Origin of the sequence: Solemya velum gill symbiont, assembly GCF_002020255.1 — a bacterium.
Lineage (GTDB): Bacteria > Pseudomonadota > Gammaproteobacteria > Chromatiales > Chromatiaceae.
The window spans coordinates 18304-35707 of the sequence record NZ_MPQG01000006.1 but is presented as its reverse complement, the minus strand read 5'-3'; the positions used below and the strand labels follow the sequence as shown (position 1 = coordinate 35707).

Here is a 17404-nt window from a genome sequence, read left to right as displayed (position 1 = left end):
TGCCTCTCGGTTAGTCTTCAGCGTGCATCATTCGGGTACTGGCCACATCGCTGCTGATGACCCCGCTCTCAACCAGTTTTTTCAGATGCTGATCCATTGTCTGCATTCCCAGCGCCTGCCCTGTCTGAATTGCCGAATACATCTGTGGGACCTTGTTTTCTCGAATCAGGTTACGAATCGCAGAGGTTGCAATCATAATTTCCCAGGCAGCAGTACGGCCACCCTCTTTTTTCTTCAGCAAGGTTTGTGAAATGACTGAACGCAACGATTCTGACAGCATTGAGCGTACCATCTCTTTTTCTGCTGCCGGAAAAACGTCAATAACACGGTCAATCGTCTTGGCAGCCGAACTGGTATGCAGCGTGCCGAATACCAGGTGACCGGTTTCGGCTGCAGTCAGTGCCAGGCGGATCGTCTCGAGATCACGCAATTCGCCGACGAGTATCACGTCGGGATCCTCACGCAGTGCCGCGCGCAGAGCATCGGCAAAACTGGAAACGTGTGAGTGCACCTCTCGCTGGTTGATCAGGCACTTCTTGCTCTCGTGAACAAATTCAATCGGATCTTCGACAGTCAGTATGTGCTCGTATCTTTCCTTGTTGATATAGTCAACCAATGCTGCAAGTGTTGTGGATTTTCCCGAACCGGTTACCCCGGTCACTAGCACAAGGCCGCTTGGCACATTAACGATATCCTTGAAAGTATCAGGGCAGTTGAGGTCTTCAAGTGTCAGTATCTCGGATGGAATCAGACGAAAAACTGCACTGCTTCCACGATCCTGGGTAAATGCGTTGACACGGAATCGTGAGACCTTGGGAAGGTCGAAAGAGAAGTCTATCTGAAGATGCTCTTCATACTCACGACGCTGCCGGTCGTTCATGATATCCATGATCATTTCCTGCGCCTCTTCCTGCTCAAGCGCAGGGAGGTTGATGCGTCGGATATCTCCGTCGACACGGATCATCGGTGGAAGCCCGGCAGCGATATGCACATCGGATGCACCCTGCTTGACTGAAAAAGTGAGAAGATCTGTGATATCCATGTTCGCCATTTTTTCCTTTATAGTCAAAATAATTCAGGTTACCCTGAAACCGGTAAATACATCCTGCTCAATCATTGCATCACTAGGTATGTAAGCAATACTCTTGAGTAGTAAAATGCCAGATGAAGAGTTTTAATTCAAATGTTTATTACAGATAATGACACGAATTTCTGACAACCTTTCGACAATCAACGAGAGAATACACACAACTGCTCTCAGGTGTGGTCGCTCACCTGATGAAATCACGCTACTGGCAGTGAGTAAAAAGAAGCCTGTCGGAACGATCCGCGAGGCCTGGGACGCCGGTCAGCGTCGATTCGGTGAAAACTATGTGCAGGAGGCCATTGAGAAGATCACCGCACTGCATGATCTTCCTATCGAATGGCACTACATCGGCTCGATCCAGAGCAACAAGACTCGCCTGATTGCAGAAAATTTTGACTGGGTGCATGGAGTTGATTCACTCAGGCAGGCGCACAGGCTCAGCAGTCAGCGACCTGCTGATTTAAATCCACTGAATATCTGCCTGCAGATCAATATCAGCAACGAGGAATCCAAAGGTGGCATTGACATTCAGGAGACCGAATCAATCGCTACAGAGATCAGCAGGCTGCCAAATGTACAGCTGAGGGGCCTAATGGCACTACCGGCTCCAACGAATAACCTGCAGCAGCAGGCCGGTATATTCTCGCAGATGCAGCAGCTTTTTGAGCAACTCAACAGTAAAGGATTGAATCTCGACACTCTCTCGATGGGCATGTCGAATGACATGGAAGAGGCAATCCGCCACGGCGCAACCATCGTGCGTGTTGGAACAGCAATTTTCGGTCAACGTGACTGATAGAATTATTACAGCAAGAAACGAACGTTTAATCTGAGAGGTAAACCCTATGACAAACCGGACAATCGCTTTTATCGGCGCCGGCAACATGGCAGCAGCCCTGATCAAGGGACTGGTCGAAGATGGCTATCCTGCTGACAACATCATTGCATCAGATCCGGATCATAAACGTACTGATTTCATCAAGGAGTGCTGCGCAATCAGAACATTGGACGAAAACCGGACAGCCGTACTCGAGGCTGACGTCGTTGTTCTCGCAGTTAAACCACAGGCGTTGCCACAAATTGCGCGAGACATCGCTGGAGCTGTCGGCAACAGCAAACCCCTGATCATCTCCATTGCTGCAGGCATCCAGACCAAACACCTCGCAGAATGGCTCGGTGAAGACGTTGCCATCATCCGTACCATGCCAAACACACCAGCCATGCTGCAGACAGGAACGACAGGCCTGTATGCAAACCCGAATACAAATGAAGATCAGCGCAACCTGGCTGAATCCATCATGCGTGCGGTTGGTCTGACCTTGTGGGTTGACAGTGAAACCATGATGGACAGCGTTACTGCTGTATCCGGCAGTGGCCCCGCCTATTTTTTTCTGGTCATGGAACACATGATCAGTGCAGCCGAAAAAATGGGCATGGATCACAACTCGGCGAAGCTGCTGACACTGCATACGGCACTTGGTGCATCTCGTATGGCACTGGAGAATCCAGAGGACCCCTCGGTACTGCGCGAAAAAGTCACCTCTCCCGGAGGAACCACGGCCGCAGCGCTTGCAGTCTTCAATGAGAGCGGCCTGGAACAGATCATCGAGGATGCACTGACTGCCGCACGTGACCGCTCTATCGAGCTGTCAAGCCAGGTCAATGGAGAGCAGGCATAATGGAAGGCGGATATCTCTCTACACCGCTGCTATTCCTGATCCAGATCGGATTTGGTTTCTACACCATGCTGCTTCTGCTGCGTTTCCTGCTGCAGGCAACAAGGGCAGATTTCTACAATCCGATTTCACAGATGATTGTCAATTTCACTGCACCGGTGCTCAGGCAGTTTCGTCGCTTCATACCCGGCTACCGTGGACTTGATATCGCCTCGCTGGTCGCCGCATGGGTAGTAACTACAATTGAAAGCGTACTAATTCTTGCGATTGTCGGTTTTCAAGGATCACTGCTATCCGCACTCCCATGGGCGCTGCCACAACTGGTTTCCCTGCTCTTCACGATTTTTATTTTCTCCATCGTCATACAGGCGATCATGAGCTGGTTTCCCGCTACGCATGGACACCCGCTGCAGCAGCTTGTTTCTCAAATCGCAGCAACTGTCACAAACCCGGTCAGAAGACTCTTTCCCGTAGGTACTTCTGGTATCGATTTCACACCCATGCTGGCCATCATCGGACTGATAGTGCTGAAAATGCTTATCCTGCCGCCCCTGTTTGCTCTATTTGGTATACCGCCAATACTGCAAAGATGAGCGAGGCGTGGTATCGTTGGAAAGATAACAAGCTGTTCCTTAGACTGAAAATCCTGCCCAGGTCGAAAGGAAATGAATATGCAGGTCCCCATGGTGACCAGTTCAAGGTAAAAATTCTGGCACCCCCCGTTGATGGCAAGGCCAACAGCCACCTGATCAAGATGCTTGCGAAAGATTTTGGCGTGACGAGAAATGCCGTCACCCTGGTGAAGGGCGAAAGCAGCCGCGACAAGCTGGTCTGCATCGACTCTCCGACCAGAATGCCAATCGACCTTGAAATGCAGGAATAACAATGATGAGCACCCTATAATGAGTGACAGCCACCTGACAGATACACGTTTCGACTCCTTTGAATTTGATTCCCGCGTTGCAGCAGGCATCAAGGATACCGGTTTCGACTACTGCACACCCATCCAGGCAGAAACCCTGCCGCTGGCTCTCGCAGGCCAGGACATTGCCGGACAAGCGCAGACAGGTACAGGTAAAACTGCCGCCTTCCTACTTGCCACCTTTCAGCACCTGCTGACGCATCCAGCGAAAGAGAATCGCAGAAAAAACCAGCCCCGCGCCCTGATGCTTGCACCAACACGCGAGCTCGCAGTACAGATTCACAAGGACGCCCTGCAGCTGGGAGCACATACCAATTTCAAGATTCGTGCTGTATTTGGTGGCACTGCATATGAAAAACAGCGCAAGGACCTGGAAGATGGCGTTGATATATTGATCGGTACTCCAGGACGCCTGATCGATTACTTCAAGCAGAAAGTATTTGATCTAAAAGCCACGCAAGTCGTCGTACTGGACGAGGCTGACCGCATGTTCGACCTGGGTTTCATTAAGGACATCCGTTACCTCATCAGGCGCACACCACCACCGGCAGAGCGCCTCGGCCTGATGTTCTCTGCGACGCTCAGTTACCGTGTCACAGAACTTGCCTACGAACATATGAACAATCCGACCCAGATCAAGGTCGAATCCGACACACTCACAGCAGATCGCATCCGTCAGAAAGGCTACATGGTCGCCAATGACGAGAAGATTCCGCTGTTGATCGGTCTGTTACGATCATTTAAGGAACATCGGGCGATCGTTTTCGTCAACACCAAGCGCGCTGCGGATATCATCTGGGGATTTCTTGAAGGCAATGGTTTTCCGGCAAGCATTCTCTCGGGAGACGTACCTCAAAAGAAACGCCTGGCCCTACTGAAACGCTTTCAGGATGGCGAGCTCTCCGTACTTGTAGCTACTGACGTTGCAGCACGCGGACTGCATATTGAAGATGTTTCGCACGTTATCAATTACGACCTGCCGGATGATCCCGAGGACTATGTCCACCGTATCGGACGTACAGCACGTGCCGGCAGCGATGGTGATGCCATCAGTTTCGTATGTGAGTCCTATGCCATGGCACTTCCGGATATCGAAACCTACATCGAGCAGAAACTCGATGTCACCATGCCTCCTGCAGAACTGCTTGCTGAAGTCGATCCTGGCAGTCGCGTCAGAACTGAACGCAGGAAACCGATGCATGGCTCTAACCGTGGCGGCAATCGCGGCGGAGGCAGAGGCAGAAACTCAAGTGGTGGCGGTCGAGGCAGAGGTGGTCAGGGGCGCAGACGCAACAACAGTTGAGGTTCAAGGTGAAACGTACAAGTCATTAGCAGACAGTTAACCTTTTCCACTACTCACGACCAATGAGCCAGACAAACGACAACAAGTGCTTTCTCTGCAAAGGCAAGTGCTGCTCCTATACCACAGAGGCACTTGGCACCATGCGCTCCAAGAGTGATTTCGAGCACCTCTTGTGGCAAGTGGCCCATGAAGGCGTTGAAGCCTACAAGGATGACAGCGGCTGGTACCTGCTCTACACAGGTACATGCCAGTTTCTGCAGCCTGATGGCCTCTGTGGCATCTACGAAACACGTCCGCAGATTTGCCGAGACTATGAAAATGACTGGTGTGAATATGATGAACCCGCCAGCAAACACTTCATCTACCACTTTCGCGATTACAACGAACTCCTCGACTATTGCAGGAAACGCTTCAAACGCTGGGATAAGTAGAGCCTGCCCTGTATAATTATCTGCTTGTCTCACTCTCGAATGCACAAGCCGTATGGAACTCTCATCCCTGACCGCAATTTCACCCGTTGATGGACGCTATGGCAGCAAAACTGCGCCGTTAAGACAGGTATTCAGTGAATTTGGATTAATACGCTACCGCGTAATTGTTGAAATCCGCTGGCTGCAGGCTCTCTCTAACGATGCCGAAATCAGTGAAGTACCTGCATTCAGCAGTGAAACCAACCAACTGCTTGAAAGCATCATCGACAATTTTTCCGAGTCAGATGCTGCACGCGTCAAGGAGATCGAGCGCACTACCAACCACGACGTCAAGGCGGTTGAGTATTTCCTCAAAGAGAGAATTGCCGATTCAGCAGAACTGATGGCGGTCAATGAATTCATCCACTTTGCCTGTACATCGGAAGATATCAACAACCTGTGTCACGCCATGATGCTGCGTGACGGACGTGAACAACTGCTGGCAACAGCCGACAGGGTCATCGATGAGATCAGGGCGCTGGCGCACGAACACGCTGCCGTTCCGATGCTCTGCAGGACGCATGGCCAGCCTGCCTCCCCTTCTACTCTCGGCAAGGAGATGGCCAACGTGGTCGCCCGCCTGCAGCTGCAGAGAGACCAGATTGCAGCCATTGCCCTGCGTGGCAAGATCAATGGTGCTGTGGGCAACTACAATGCACACCTGTCAGCCTATCCGGAGAAAAACTGGACGGCCTTTGCACAGGCTTTTGTTGAATCCAACGGACTTGACTGGAATCCCTACACAACCCAAATTGAACCGCACGATTACATCGCCGAAATGTTCAATGCCATACAGAGATACAACACCATCGTTATCGACTACTGCCGCGATATCTGGTCCTACATTTCTATCGGTTATTTCAAGCAGAAAACAAAAGCCGGTGAAGTCGGTTCCTCAACCATGCCGCACAAGGTCAACCCGATCGATTTCGAAAACGGCGAAGGCAATCTCGGCATCGCTAACGCGATTCTGCATCACCTCGCCGAAAAACTGCCCGTATCTCGCTGGCAGCGAGACCTGACTGATTCGACTGTGCTACGTAATCTCGGAGTCGGTATCGGTCACACCGTGATTGCCCTGGAATCAGTTCTGCGCGGCATCTCCAAGCTGGAAGCAGATGCAGCACGCATGGCCGATGACCTGGATGCCAACTGGGAAGTACTGGCTGAGCCAATACAGACAGTCATGCGCCGCTATGGCATCGAAAAACCCTATGAGAAGCTCAAGGAACTGACTCGCGGCCATCGTCTCACCCAGGCTGATATGCAGGCCTTTATCGAGAAGTTGGATATTCCCGCTGATGCAAAACAGACGTTACTGCAAATGACGCCAGCCAGCTATATCGGCAATGCTGAAGAGCAGGCGCGCGCGATTTAAACTGGATTGCGGCGCCTCGCCGCGATCGAAAACCGGGGACAGACCAGGAGAAAATAGGGGACAGACCACGTTTTTCTAGCGAAAAATCATGGTCTGTCCCCTATTTCGTGTGTGGCACACTTTTCCCCAGGCACAAAAAAGCCGCGCAATGCGCGGCTTTTTCGTTGGCAGAAAATTCTGCCTCATGTCATCTCGCTATCTTACTTGATAGTGATCTCAACACGACGGTTCTGGTAACGATTCTCTTCAGTATCGTTAGGCTTGACCGGGCTAGACTCACCCATGCCAACGGAAGTCATGCTACCGCGATCCAGACCTTGACCAGCCAGGTAGATTGCTACAGAGTCAGCGCGACGCTGTGACAGGCCCTGGTTGTAAGAGTCAGAACCGACGCTATCAGTGTGACCTTCGATAACCATGCTACCGAAACCACCTGAAAGGCTACCAGCCAGATCGTTCAGCTGTGCAGCGAACTCAGGCTTGATGTTGGTCTTGTTGAAATCGAACAGTACACCCTGGAAGGTGATTTTCTGTCCACAAGTGGGCAGACCGTAAGATACTTCCCAACACTCATCGTATGCGTTCTTAACAACTTCACCCTGTGAATCTGACAGGTACTCTGCAGCACTTGCTGGCATAGCAGCGAGACCAGCAGTCAAAACTGCGATTGCTGCAAATTTATTTTTAAACTGAGACATAATACTCCCCTTGATTTCGGTATTAGACGCTCATAATTTTCTTCATGGCGATTAGGATCATACAACAAGTTCCAACATACGCCAACAATTTTTCCATGACAAATATGATGACATGACAAGAGTTACAGTGCACAAGCGCTCTGAAATACAGATTTGCTCCCGCCACTCCTGTACTCTATCTGGTAAGTATATGGTAATTTCATACAAACTCAATAGCTGATTAAGCGAGAATCAGAATGCTCAGACTCCCGGCAAGCATTTCCGAAGACTATTTTCTCGGGAAGATCTGGCAACAATCTCCCCTGTTAATCAGAAATGCTCTCGATACTGATAAAATCCCTTGTAAATCAGAGCTATACAGTTTGGCCGAAAATGATGCTGTCGAATCACGCATTGTACGGGAACTGGCATCAGCTCCATTCTGGCAACTCGAAGAAGGACCTTTTGAGAGCGGTTTTGACAAGGATTTCGGGGAATCCCGCTGGACATTGCTGCTTCAGGATATGGACAAACACCTCCCGCAGCTGACTTCAATACTGCATTTGTTCCATTTTATTCCTCGCTGGCGCATCGATGACATCATGATCAGCTATGCCGCCGACCAGGGTTCTGTGGGGCCTCATGTCGATGAATATGATGTTTTTCTGATCCAGGCACACGGGCAAAGACGCTGGAAAATCGATACAAATGCGATCGAAAACGACAACCTGCTGCCTGATATTGACCTGCGCATCCTCAGGCAGTTTGAAACCGAACAGGAGTGGCTGCTGGAACCAGGCGATATTCTCTATCTTCCACCCGGTGTCGCACACTGGGGAGTAGCCGAGGGAGAGTGCATAACCGCATCAGTCGGCTTCCGCGCCCCGACATCCCACGATTTGCTCGAAGGCTGGGTCGGGCACCTACTGGAAACCGGGCAGGCTGAGCGTTTCAGTGATCCGCAACGCCCGATTATCAATCCACAGAATGCAGCGGAAATCAGCCCTGACGATATCGACAGCCTCATCGAGTGCCTGAACAGTGCAATACCGCAGGGCAAAGAGGCAATGGCCGAATGGCTGGGCTGCTACTTATCAGAACCAAAACCGCACCTCTACCCGGATCTGCCGGAGAGTGATTGCGATCTAGCTGTGATTGCTGAAAGAGGAATACAGCGACATGGTGTCAGCCATCTGCTCTACCGCAGAGCTGATAACGGCATCACCCTCTATGCTGATGGTGAATCATTCCAGCTTCCCCTCGAACTGGCAGAGTTTGCCAGCATGCTGTGCAACAGTGAGTCACTGACAGGCAATGATCTTGCACCATGGCTGCAGCAGGAAACTGTTATTGAACTACTGGAAGCGCTATACGAACTGGGTTCAATAGTCAGCGAACCGAGAGAGTAAACACCTTCTCTTGCAGGCTGGTCAGCCCCTTCTTCATGAAGCCGGGCTCTTCTGCCAGGGCATCGATACTGGCAATCTCCTCGAGATCACACCAACCTTTATAGAGCTGTCCTACCTCTTCAGCACTCACAGAGAATGGCGGACCCTGCATTTCGTCCTGGTCGTACACAAGCGTGATCAGAAGCATCCCGGTCGTTGGTTTGAGCAACTTTTTCAGGCCATCGACATAATCACAGCGCATCCAGTCAGGCAGGGCGATGAGTGAAGCACGGTCAAAAACCGCGCTGACACCGAAGAGCTGCTCTTTCGTAAGAGAAAAGAAATCACCCTCATAGATGGAAATCTGCTCTCCCTTCCACAGGCGCAGCCCATTCTCCTCAGTCACCTCGACATCGAGACTATTCTCTTTGAAAAAACTCTCGACAGCCGCGTGGCTGAGCTCAACACCCAGGACACGGTAACCCTGATCGACAAGCCACAGCATGTCGAGGCTCTTGCCACACAGGGGGACAAATACAGTCGATCCCTTGGGAACATCGAGATGACGCCAGTACTCCTCAAGATGCCGGTTGATGGTCTCTTGGTGAAACCCGATTTGGTTATTCTTCCAACGCTCAACCCAGAAATCCGCTTCCAATTGAATATCCTCAGTAACAGTCAGCGGCAAAGGATAATCGACTCGCTCGTTTCACGCAAAAAAACAGTTATCAGTTGTCAGTCGTTGATCAACATCGTCACCCCGGGCTTGATCCGGGGTCTGTTCGTTTGTGACGCTTCGCGTCGGATTTAATGTTGAAAGCGCGCGGTGGCGCGCACCCACCCTACTTTCTTGTACTGACAAGAAGGTAGGCAAAGAAACAGCTCCTCATTGGCACCTGATCGCGTGTAACTTGATCATCACAGCGTGAAAAGAACTCGCGATCTTCGATCACTCAAACAGCTTTTCACTTCTCCTGTGATGCTCTGCGCTACGCACTGACGCCACTGACGGAGAATCCAGCTTTTTTTCGGGTACAGGAGTAGTGTCGTCCATAAACACAAAAAAAGCCCGGCGAAAGCCGGGCTTGATCAAGCTACAACTGCTTGAGATCAGTTGATTGACTGATAGTAGTCGATCAGGATCTTGGCAACTTCCGGACGTGAGAACTCTTTTGGTGGAGCAATGCCCTGTCCGAGCATTTCACGTACCTTGGTACCAGACAGCAGTACGAAGTCATCCTTCTCGTGATCCGGCGCTTCGCTCATCATCACAACCTTGTTGAGCTTCTTGGACCATGCAGTGTGGTCAGCCTTGAAGATTTCAATCTCCAGTGCGCCCTCTGGCAGCTCATCGAAGATGGTTTGCGCATCGAAAGCACCATAGTAGTCACCAACACCAGCGTGGTCACGACCGATAATGAAATGCGTCGCACCCATGTTCTGGCGGAAGTAAGCGTGCAGCACGCCTTCACGTGGACCAGCATAGAGCATGTCGAAACCGTAACCTGTGACCATTGCACTATTCGGTGGGAAGTAGAGCTCAACCATCTTGCGGATAGCAGCATCACGAACCGGTGCAGGAATATCACCCGGCTTTAGCTGACCCAGCAGCATGTGGATGACGAGGCCATCACAACCGAGACGATCCATCGCCATGTGGCACAGCTCTTCGTGAGCGAGGTGCATCGGGTTACGGGTCTGGAAAGCAACAATTTTCTTCCAGCCACGCTCTGCAATCTCGTTACGAATCTCGACAGCGGTACGGAAAGTATCCGGGAAGTCGGTTATGAAGTAAGAGAAATTCAGCACCTGGATCGGACCCGAAAGTGCGACACGGCCCTGCGAATTGAAAGCAGCAACGCCTGGGTGCTCAGGATCATCTGTACCGTAAACACTCGCGGTCATGCTCTGCATTTGCTCATCGCTGACAGTCTCGACAGCTTCGATATCCATCACTGCGAGAACCGGGTTGCCTTCAACGTTAGGGTCACGCAGCGCAATACGCTTTGCATCACCGATAGCATCTGTGTTCTCAACCAAACACATAACAGGAACCGGGAAGAAAGCACCGGAAGTCATCTGCATGGTCTCTGCACAGCTGACAGAGTCAGCGACATTCATATAGCCCTGCAGAGGGTTGAAATAACCAGAACCCATCATCACGGCATTCGCAGCTGCCTGTGAACTGACTACGATTGACGGCAGAGACTCTGCCTCGTGAGTGAGCGCGTGATGCGTATCCGGGTCATAGACATAACGTGGTTGTAATTCGTCTGAACCGACCGGTTTAATCATGGCGGTGCCTCCTGAAATTAATTTGATATTATCGAAAACCTGACAAAAACTAACACAATCACTTCGCTGCAACCCATACCAAAATCCTTTTATGCATATAAAATTCACTGGGGCTCATGATTTGAGCTGCCAATAATGTATGGTTATATAAAGTCTTAAGCCAACAACCGGATAGATCAAGGAAACCTGTTGAAACCTCTCCACTCGCCAGAATTGTTCGAAATGCTGCGCCGCGGCACGAGCGTTATCACAGTCAACAAACGCCTGGCACGCCAACTTGAGCAAGATTTTGCTGCGCAGCAAGAAGCAAGCGCATGGGCGAGTATTGAACTGCTCCCATGGCAAGCCTGGCTGATGCAGCAATACCAGCAATTGATTGCAAATGGCAAAACAGCCGCAATGCCACTCTCTGCGCTGCAGGAAAAACTGCTGTGGGAAGAGATCGCTGCTGACTGGAATCAAAAACAGTCATCTGATCATATCCTGCTTCGGCCGACTGTTGCTGCAGCCAATGCTGCAAATGCCTGGCAAACACTGAACGACTGGCAACTGGACGGATCCTCGCTGGAAGAGTTCATGTGGCAAGCGGAGACCCGCCTGCTGCTCGAGTGGATGGAGTCATTTAAACGCCGCTGTGATGACAACGGCGTCATCAGCCACAGCCGTATTCCCGCACTACTCCTCGATGCATACATTCATGATGACATTGCCGTTCCTGAACAACTGGTCCTTGCCGGTTTTGATGACTACACGCCCCTGCAACACACCTTCCTGACACAACTGGAAACCCGGGGTTGCGAACTGTATGAACTGAAACAGATCGGCAAGGAGGGCAAAGCCTGTATCACTGCCTGTGCCACCCCTGAACAGGAAGTCGAGGCAGCTGCTGCGTGGGCCAGTCGCGAGCTGCAGAACAATCCTGATGCACGCATTGGTGTTGTCATTCTTGACCTGCAGCAGCGCAGTAAACAGGCCGCTCGTATTTTCCGTTACCACCTGCACCCCGAACGAATTGTGCAGGATGATTCCGATCAACAGCGGCTCTTCAATATCACCCTCGGCCAGCCCCTTGCGGATCAGGCTATCATCAGGGACGCCCTGCTGATGCTGCAACTCTGTTACGGGCGCCTTAACAGCAGTGACATCACCCGCCTGCTGCATTCGCGATTCCTTGGTGAATACAACAGCGAGTCTATGCACCTTGCAACTCTTGATCTGCAACTGCGGGAACGCGGCATACTCGATTGTTCACTGGAACAACTCTCAAACTGGACAGCAAAAGAGTTGCAGACCCATCGGCTTGCAGAACGACTGCAACAACTGAAATTGCTGCCGGGTGATCCTAAACAGCTTTCCCACGCCGCTCTCGCGAAACGCTTTGTCGACATTCTGGGAATCGCAGGATGGCCTGGTGAACAGACTCTCAACCAGCGTGAATACCTGGCACGCGAAAGTTTCAGTCAATTACTCGACAGCTTCAGTCGCCTTGACCGGATTAGCCCACCCGCCAGTGGCCAGCATGCCCTGCAACGACTCACTCAAATGGCACGCGAAACTCCCTTCCATCACCAGGCAGGTGATGCGCCAATCCAGGTCATGGGACTGCTGGAAGCAGGTGGCCAGAATTTTGATGCCTTGTGGGTGACGGGCATGACGCTTGACCAGTGGCCTCCCGCGCCAAAACCGAATCCGATGCTGCCACTGCAATTACAGCGCGAACAGATGATGCCTCGCAGCAGCGCTGCACGTGAACTGCACATCGCTGAGAAAGTAACAGAACGCCTGCGCTGCGCTGCTCCGCATGTCATTTTCAGCCATGCAAAGATCGATGGTGAAAGTGAACTGCTACCAAGCAATCTTGTGGCTGACCTGCCTCTGGCTGCAGATGTGAAATATCAGCACCCGCTGTTTCAGAACACTGAAAGCATAAAGCTGGAGTCTCTGGCTGATAACAAGGCACCAAAAATCGATACCGCTGGAGAGCATGTTATCCATGGCGGTGTTGCAGTGATTCGCGACCAGTCGCAATGCCCGTTTCAGGCCTTTGCACGTCACCGCTTGCATGCAAGAAAACCACAGGAAACAGCACCGGGGATTGATCCTGGTACGAAAGGCACGCTGCTGCACGATGCGCTTGAGATCCTCTGGAAACAGCTGCAAAACAGCAAGCGCCTGCATAAGTGCGATGATGAGACATGCCGACACATGGTCACTGCCAGCGTTGCCCACGCCGCTGGAAAACACAATCTTGATCTGCATGCCGGAAAGCGCATGGCACAGCTTGAACAAAAGCGTCTTGAACGGCTGCTAATACAATGGCTCGAACTGGAAAAGCAGCGCCCTCCTTTCAGTGTGATTGAGTGTGAAGCCAGGCACCAGGCGCAACTGGCCGGGCTCTCATTCAACATCCGCATTGACCGTATCGATAAACTCGAGAATGGCTGCAATGCCGTAATTGATTACAAGAGCAGTCAGCACGCCAACCCGGGCTGGGAAAATGAACGCCCGGGAGAACCCCAGCTACCGATCTATGCTACCCAGTCGAAACACGAAATCTGTGCAGCTGTGCTTGCCTACGTACGTAGCGGCAAATGCGAAATGCGAGGCCTTGCCGAAGACAAGTCCATGCTCGGCTCAAAAACTGCAGAGGTCGAAGAATGGCAAGCGCTACTCGATACCTGGAAATTCTCCCTGCATGATATCGCCAGTGAAATCGTACACGGCAGGGCCGATCCAACACCTTCACCCCAGGCCTGCCGATATTGTGAACTCGACTCACTGTGCCGCAAAGCGGATACAGAGAGATTCTCTCTTGAAGAAGAGGACGCGTCATGAGCAAGCGGATTGCAGATCATGAGCAACGCCGGGATGCTCTGGATACAAGTCGCTCTTTTATCGTGCAGGCACCGGCTGGTTCCGGAAAAACCACGCTATTGATCCAGCGTTACCTCAAACTTCTGGCAATTGCACAACAGCCGGAAGAGATTATCGCCATCACCTTCACGCGCAAGGCTGCAGCCGAGATGCGCAATCGCATCATGGATGCGTTCAAGCTTGCAACTGGCGAGATGCCTGAGCAGGATCACGAACAGCAGCTGTGGAAGATCGCGCGCGAGGCATCAAAACGTGATGAGCAGGAGGGCTGGCAGCTGAGAAACAATCCCGGGCGCCTGCGCATTCAGACGATCGACTCGCTGACATCCCAGCTGGTACGCATGATGCCAATGCTGTCACAAAGCGGTGGCGCACTCTCCCCGACTGACAGGGCAATGCCACTCTACAGAGAAGCAGCGCGTAACACACTGCTCGAAATCGAGAGCAGGAACGAGTGGTCTGAAACTGTTGCTGAACTGTTGATTCACCTCGACAACAATTTCAATAAAGTAGAGGAACTGCTGGCAGGAATGCTTGGCAAGCGTGACCAGTGGCTGCGCCTTATCGCAGCGGGTACGGATCAACAACAGAGACAACTGCTTGAATCGACCCTTGAGAAACTGGTGCTTGATGCACTTGAACAACTTGTCAAAGCTGATACGAACAACATCATTCCCCAGCTGGTCGAACAGGCTCACTTCTCGGCACAACAACTGCAGGCCAACAACAAACCGCAACAAGATTGGAGCTGCTACCTGGAGCAGACAGACACCCCCCTGCCGGTTGCTGACGAAATCTCCCGTTGGCAGGCACTTGCCGAACTCGTCCTGGTTAAAAGTGGCGACACCCTGAGAAAGCAGGCAACTATCACCATTGGCTTCCCGCCAGATTACAAAGAAGAGAAAAAAACCTTCATGGCACTGCTTGATCAGATCAGACAGCAACCTGAACTCTTGCATGCCATCACTCAGCTCAGAAAACTGCCGGCAGCATCCTACAGTGATGACGACTGGCACCTGCTCAGTGCCCTGGCAGAGCTGCTGAAAATTGCAACCGCACACTTGAAAGTCATCTTCGGTGAACGTGGTGAAGTTGATCATATTGAAGTTGCACTTCGCGCCCACGATGCGCTTGGCAATAGCGACGACCCAACCGATCTCGCACTGATGCTGGACCAACGCATCCAGCATCTGCTGGTCGATGAATTCCAGGACACTTCCCACGGCCAGTACCAGCTTCTTGAAAAACTTACAGCAGGTTGGCAGCCTGACGATGGCAGAACACTCTTCTGTGTTGGCGACCCGATGCAGTCAATCTACCGTTTCCGTGAAGCCGATGTCGGCCTCTATCTCGATGCCTGTGTCAACGGCATTGGTGATATTCAGCTGCAGCAACTGTCCCTGAAGGTTAATTTTCGTTCACATCACAATATCGTCGAATGGGTCAACCAGGCCTTTCCTGCCTGCTTTCCTGCCCAGCCCGACAGCAACCTCGGTGCGGTTCCCTACAGCAGTTCAGTCAGTTTTGTCGAAGAGGGACTTGCCGGAGAAGTCTCTGTTCATCCGGCCAGCAGCGCATCAAAGCAGGAAGAAGCACAGAAGGTCGTGGACATCATCAAGTCAACACCGGATGAATTGAAAATCGCCATCCTGGTGCGCTCACGCTCACATCTCGAGGCCATCATCCCTGCCCTGCGTGCTGCATCGATCGACTTTCGGGTGACGGAGACAGAACGCCTTAACACCCTGCCGGTAATCGGTGATCTCTGTTCACTGGTACGCGCGCTTCACCATTTCGGCGACCGGGTTGCCTGGATGAGCCTGCTGCGTTCTCCCTGGTGTGGGCTACTCCTCAGCGATCTCTACCAGCTGGCCAATACAATCGAGAGCGGTCCCTTGTGGCCATGCCTGGAGAGCATTGATACCAGCCTGCTATCTGATGACGGAACACAGCGACTCACACGTTTCAACGCGATCATCTCAGCCTCTCTGCAACATGCAGGCAGGCTCACATTGCGCGAATCAACAGAGGCTGTATGGCTGGCATTGGGTGGGCGCGACAGCCTGCAGAGTGGTCGTGATCTGCTCGCGGTTGAGGTCTTCTTTTCCACCCTGGAGTCACTCGAATCAGCTGGACGTATTGAAGATCCGCAGCAGTTTGACGAAGCACTCAACGAACTCTATGCACCCGCAGATCCTGATGCAGGCGATCATGTCGAAATCCTGACAATGCACAAATCCAAGGGGCTTGAGTATGACTGCATCATTCTTCCCGGTCTTGGCCGTGGCCCAAGACATGCCAGCAAGGAGTTGTTGCAATACCTGCAGACCAGAGATGAGCATGGTGTCGAATCACTGCTGATGACAAACATTGAAGCGACAGGTGATGCAACAAGCCCGACCAGCAGTTATATCCGCTCAATCAATGCACAACGTGATGCGTTTGAGCAGCAGCGCCTGCTCTATGTCGCAACCACGCGTGCGAAACGGCGTTTGCACCTGCTCGGCCATGCAACAATAAATACCAAAACAGGTATCCCGAATCCGACCAGGGGATCACTGCTTGCATCCTTGTGGCCAGCCGTGAAACAGCATTTCGGAGAGCTCACAGCAGATGATGATGACAATAGTATCGATGCCTGGCAAACGCCGGATATCAAGCGATTGCCAGCTGACTGGAAAGCACGCTTGCCTGATGCGATTTCGCAGCTGCCCTCCCCAGCAAGCACGACTCTCATTGCGCAGATGCCAGAATTCACCTGGGCTGGTGAACTTGCACGCCATGTCGGTACAGTTGTGCATGGCATGCTTGAAGTGATTGCCAACGAGGGTGTAGAGCAGTGGAACAAGGAGCGCATCAAGGCATCCGATTCACTGATTACAAACTGGCTACTCAGCCTCGGCTGCGTACCACATGACACGGCACCTGCTGTCAAACGGGTGCAAAAAGCACTGCTGAATACCCTGGATGATCAGAGAGGACAATGGATTCTGCAAGATCACACCGATGCTGCATGCGAATTCGGCATCAGTGTCAGGCACGAGAACGGTATCAGGCACCTGATCATCGACAGGCTGTTCACGGATGAGAATGGCGAACGCTGGATCATCGACTACAAGAGTGGCTCTCACCATGAGGCAGACACAGTGGACGCCTTCCTTGAGAGTGAAATTGAACGTTACCGCGATCAACTGTACGGCTACTGGCATGCGCTCAAGAAGCTGGACGGCATGCCATCCCGACTTGCGCTCTATTTCCCGATGCTGAATGCGTGGCGAGAAATCCCCGCTCCTGAATAACAGATCTATACTCTGTCAGTAGCAGATTCGATAAA

14 protein-coding genes are annotated in these 17404 nt (G+C 51.9%); 10 read left to right on the top strand and 4 right to left on the bottom strand.

Going from position 1 to position 17404, the window contains the following annotated elements:
• Window positions 1-10: 10 nt before the first annotated feature.
• Window positions 11-1042, bottom strand: a complete 1032-nt coding sequence (locus BOW06_RS05945; protein ID WP_043116496.1) for a type IV pilus twitching motility protein PilT — start codon at window positions 1040-1042, stop codon at window positions 11-13.
• A gap of 157 nt (window positions 1043-1199) precedes the next feature.
• Here BOW06_RS05945 and BOW06_RS05940 point away from each other — a divergent pair, with 157 nt between their 5' ends.
• The 7 genes from BOW06_RS05940 to purB all read left to right on the top strand — a co-directional run bounded on the left by BOW06_RS05940 (window position 1200) and on the right by purB (window position 6836).
• The gene (locus tag BOW06_RS05940) at window positions 1200-1883 is read left to right on the top strand and encodes a YggS family pyridoxal phosphate-dependent enzyme (protein ID WP_043115200.1); all 684 of its coding nucleotides are present in this window, start codon (window positions 1200-1202) and stop codon (window positions 1881-1883) included.
• Window positions 1884-1932: 49 nt separating this feature from the next.
• Window positions 1933-2766, top strand: coding sequence for a pyrroline-5-carboxylate reductase (proC, locus tag BOW06_RS05935; protein ID WP_043115199.1), 834 nt, complete (start codon window positions 1933-1935; stop codon window positions 2764-2766).
• On the top strand, window positions 2766-3356 hold the full coding sequence (locus BOW06_RS05930; protein ID WP_043115198.1) for a YggT family protein: 591 nt from the start codon (window positions 2766-2768) through the stop codon (window positions 3354-3356). The genes proC and BOW06_RS05930 overlap by 1 nt, the downstream gene beginning before the upstream one ends.
• The gene (locus BOW06_RS05925; RefSeq protein WP_043115196.1) at window positions 3353-3646 is read left to right on the top strand and encodes a DUF167 family protein; all 294 of its coding nucleotides are present in this window, start codon (window positions 3353-3355) and stop codon (window positions 3644-3646) included. The genes BOW06_RS05930 and BOW06_RS05925 overlap by 4 nt, the downstream gene beginning before the upstream one ends.
• A 19-nt stretch (window positions 3647-3665) precedes the next feature.
• Complete coding sequence (locus BOW06_RS05920; RefSeq protein ID WP_078452871.1) at window positions 3666-4988, top strand: DEAD/DEAH box helicase; 1323 nt, start codon at window positions 3666-3668, stop codon at window positions 4986-4988.
• A gap of 62 nt (window positions 4989-5050) precedes the next feature.
• A complete protein-coding gene (locus BOW06_RS05915; RefSeq protein WP_043115192.1) occupies window positions 5051-5419 on the top strand; it encodes a YkgJ family cysteine cluster protein in 369 nt (122 codons plus the stop codon).
• Window positions 5420-5471: 52 nt separating this feature from the next.
• Entirely contained in the window at window positions 5472-6836 is a 1365-nt protein-coding gene (gene purB / locus BOW06_RS05910) for an adenylosuccinate lyase (protein ID WP_043115191.1), read from the top strand.
• Window positions 6837-7036: 200 nt separating this feature from the next.
• On the opposite strand, the gene BOW06_RS05905 is transcribed toward purB, so the two are convergent.
• Entirely contained in the window at window positions 7037-7534 is a 498-nt protein-coding gene (locus BOW06_RS05905; protein WP_078454508.1) for an OmpA family protein, read from the bottom strand.
• A 362-nt stretch (window positions 7535-7896) separates the two neighbouring features.
• Here BOW06_RS05905 and BOW06_RS05900 point away from each other — a divergent pair, with 362 nt between their 5' ends.
• Window positions 7897-8922, top strand: a complete 1026-nt coding sequence (locus BOW06_RS05900) for a JmjC domain-containing protein (protein WP_306341547.1) — start codon at window positions 7897-7899, stop codon at window positions 8920-8922.
• Here BOW06_RS05900 and BOW06_RS05895 read toward each other — a convergent pair.
• Window positions 8903-9559: a thiopurine S-methyltransferase gene (locus BOW06_RS05895; protein ID WP_043115189.1), complete on the bottom strand. Its 657-nt coding sequence runs from the start codon at window positions 9557-9559 to the stop codon at window positions 8903-8905. The two genes, BOW06_RS05900 and BOW06_RS05895, sit on opposite strands and share 20 nt — an antisense overlap.
• 452 nt (window positions 9560-10011) lie before the next feature.
• Complete coding sequence (gene sat, locus BOW06_RS05890; protein ID WP_043115188.1) at window positions 10012-11196, bottom strand: sulfate adenylyltransferase; 1185 nt, start codon at window positions 11194-11196, stop codon at window positions 10012-10014.
• Between the two features lie 189 nt (window positions 11197-11385).
• Between sat and BOW06_RS05885 the strand changes: the two genes are divergently transcribed.
• Window positions 11386-14031 (top strand): PD-(D/E)XK nuclease family protein, encoded by a 2646-nt coding sequence (locus BOW06_RS05885; protein ID WP_143555767.1) that lies wholly within the window; start codon window positions 11386-11388, stop codon window positions 14029-14031.
• Window positions 14028-17369 (top strand): UvrD-helicase domain-containing protein, encoded by a 3342-nt coding sequence (locus BOW06_RS05880; RefSeq protein WP_078452874.1) that lies wholly within the window; start codon window positions 14028-14030, stop codon window positions 17367-17369. The genes BOW06_RS05885 and BOW06_RS05880 overlap by 4 nt, the downstream gene beginning before the upstream one ends.
• The last annotated feature ends 35 nt before the right edge of the window (window positions 17370-17404 follow it).

Excerpts from the sequence above, each read along its gene's own strand:
- BOW06_RS05880 (WP_078452874.1), top strand. The coding sequence starts at position 14,028 with ATGAGCAAGCGGATTGCAGATCATGAGCAACGCCGGGATGCTCTGGAT.
- sat (WP_043115188.1), bottom strand. The coding sequence starts at position 11,196 with ATGATTAAACCGGTCGGTTCAGACGAATTACAACCACGTTATGTCTAT.
- BOW06_RS05940 (WP_043115200.1), top strand. The coding sequence starts at position 1,200 with ATGACACGAATTTCTGACAACCTTTCGACAATCAACGAGAGAATACAC.
- proC (WP_043115199.1), top strand. The coding sequence starts at position 1,933 with ATGACAAACCGGACAATCGCTTTTATCGGCGCCGGCAACATGGCAGCA.
- BOW06_RS05945 (WP_043116496.1), bottom strand. The coding sequence starts at position 1,042 with ATGGATATCACAGATCTTCTCACTTTTTCAGTCAAGCAGGGTGCATCC.
- BOW06_RS05915 (WP_043115192.1), top strand. The coding sequence starts at position 5,051 with ATGAGCCAGACAAACGACAACAAGTGCTTTCTCTGCAAAGGCAAGTGC.
- BOW06_RS05905 (WP_078454508.1), bottom strand. The coding sequence starts at position 7,534 with ATGTCTCAGTTTAAAAATAAATTTGCAGCAATCGCAGTTTTGACTGCT.
- BOW06_RS05925 (WP_043115196.1), top strand. The coding sequence starts at position 3,353 with ATGAGCGAGGCGTGGTATCGTTGGAAAGATAACAAGCTGTTCCTTAGA.
- purB (WP_043115191.1), top strand. The coding sequence starts at position 5,472 with ATGGAACTCTCATCCCTGACCGCAATTTCACCCGTTGATGGACGCTAT.
- BOW06_RS05920 (WP_078452871.1), top strand. The coding sequence starts at position 3,666 with ATGAGTGACAGCCACCTGACAGATACACGTTTCGACTCCTTTGAATTT.
- BOW06_RS05930 (WP_043115198.1), top strand. The coding sequence starts at position 2,766 with ATGGAAGGCGGATATCTCTCTACACCGCTGCTATTCCTGATCCAGATC.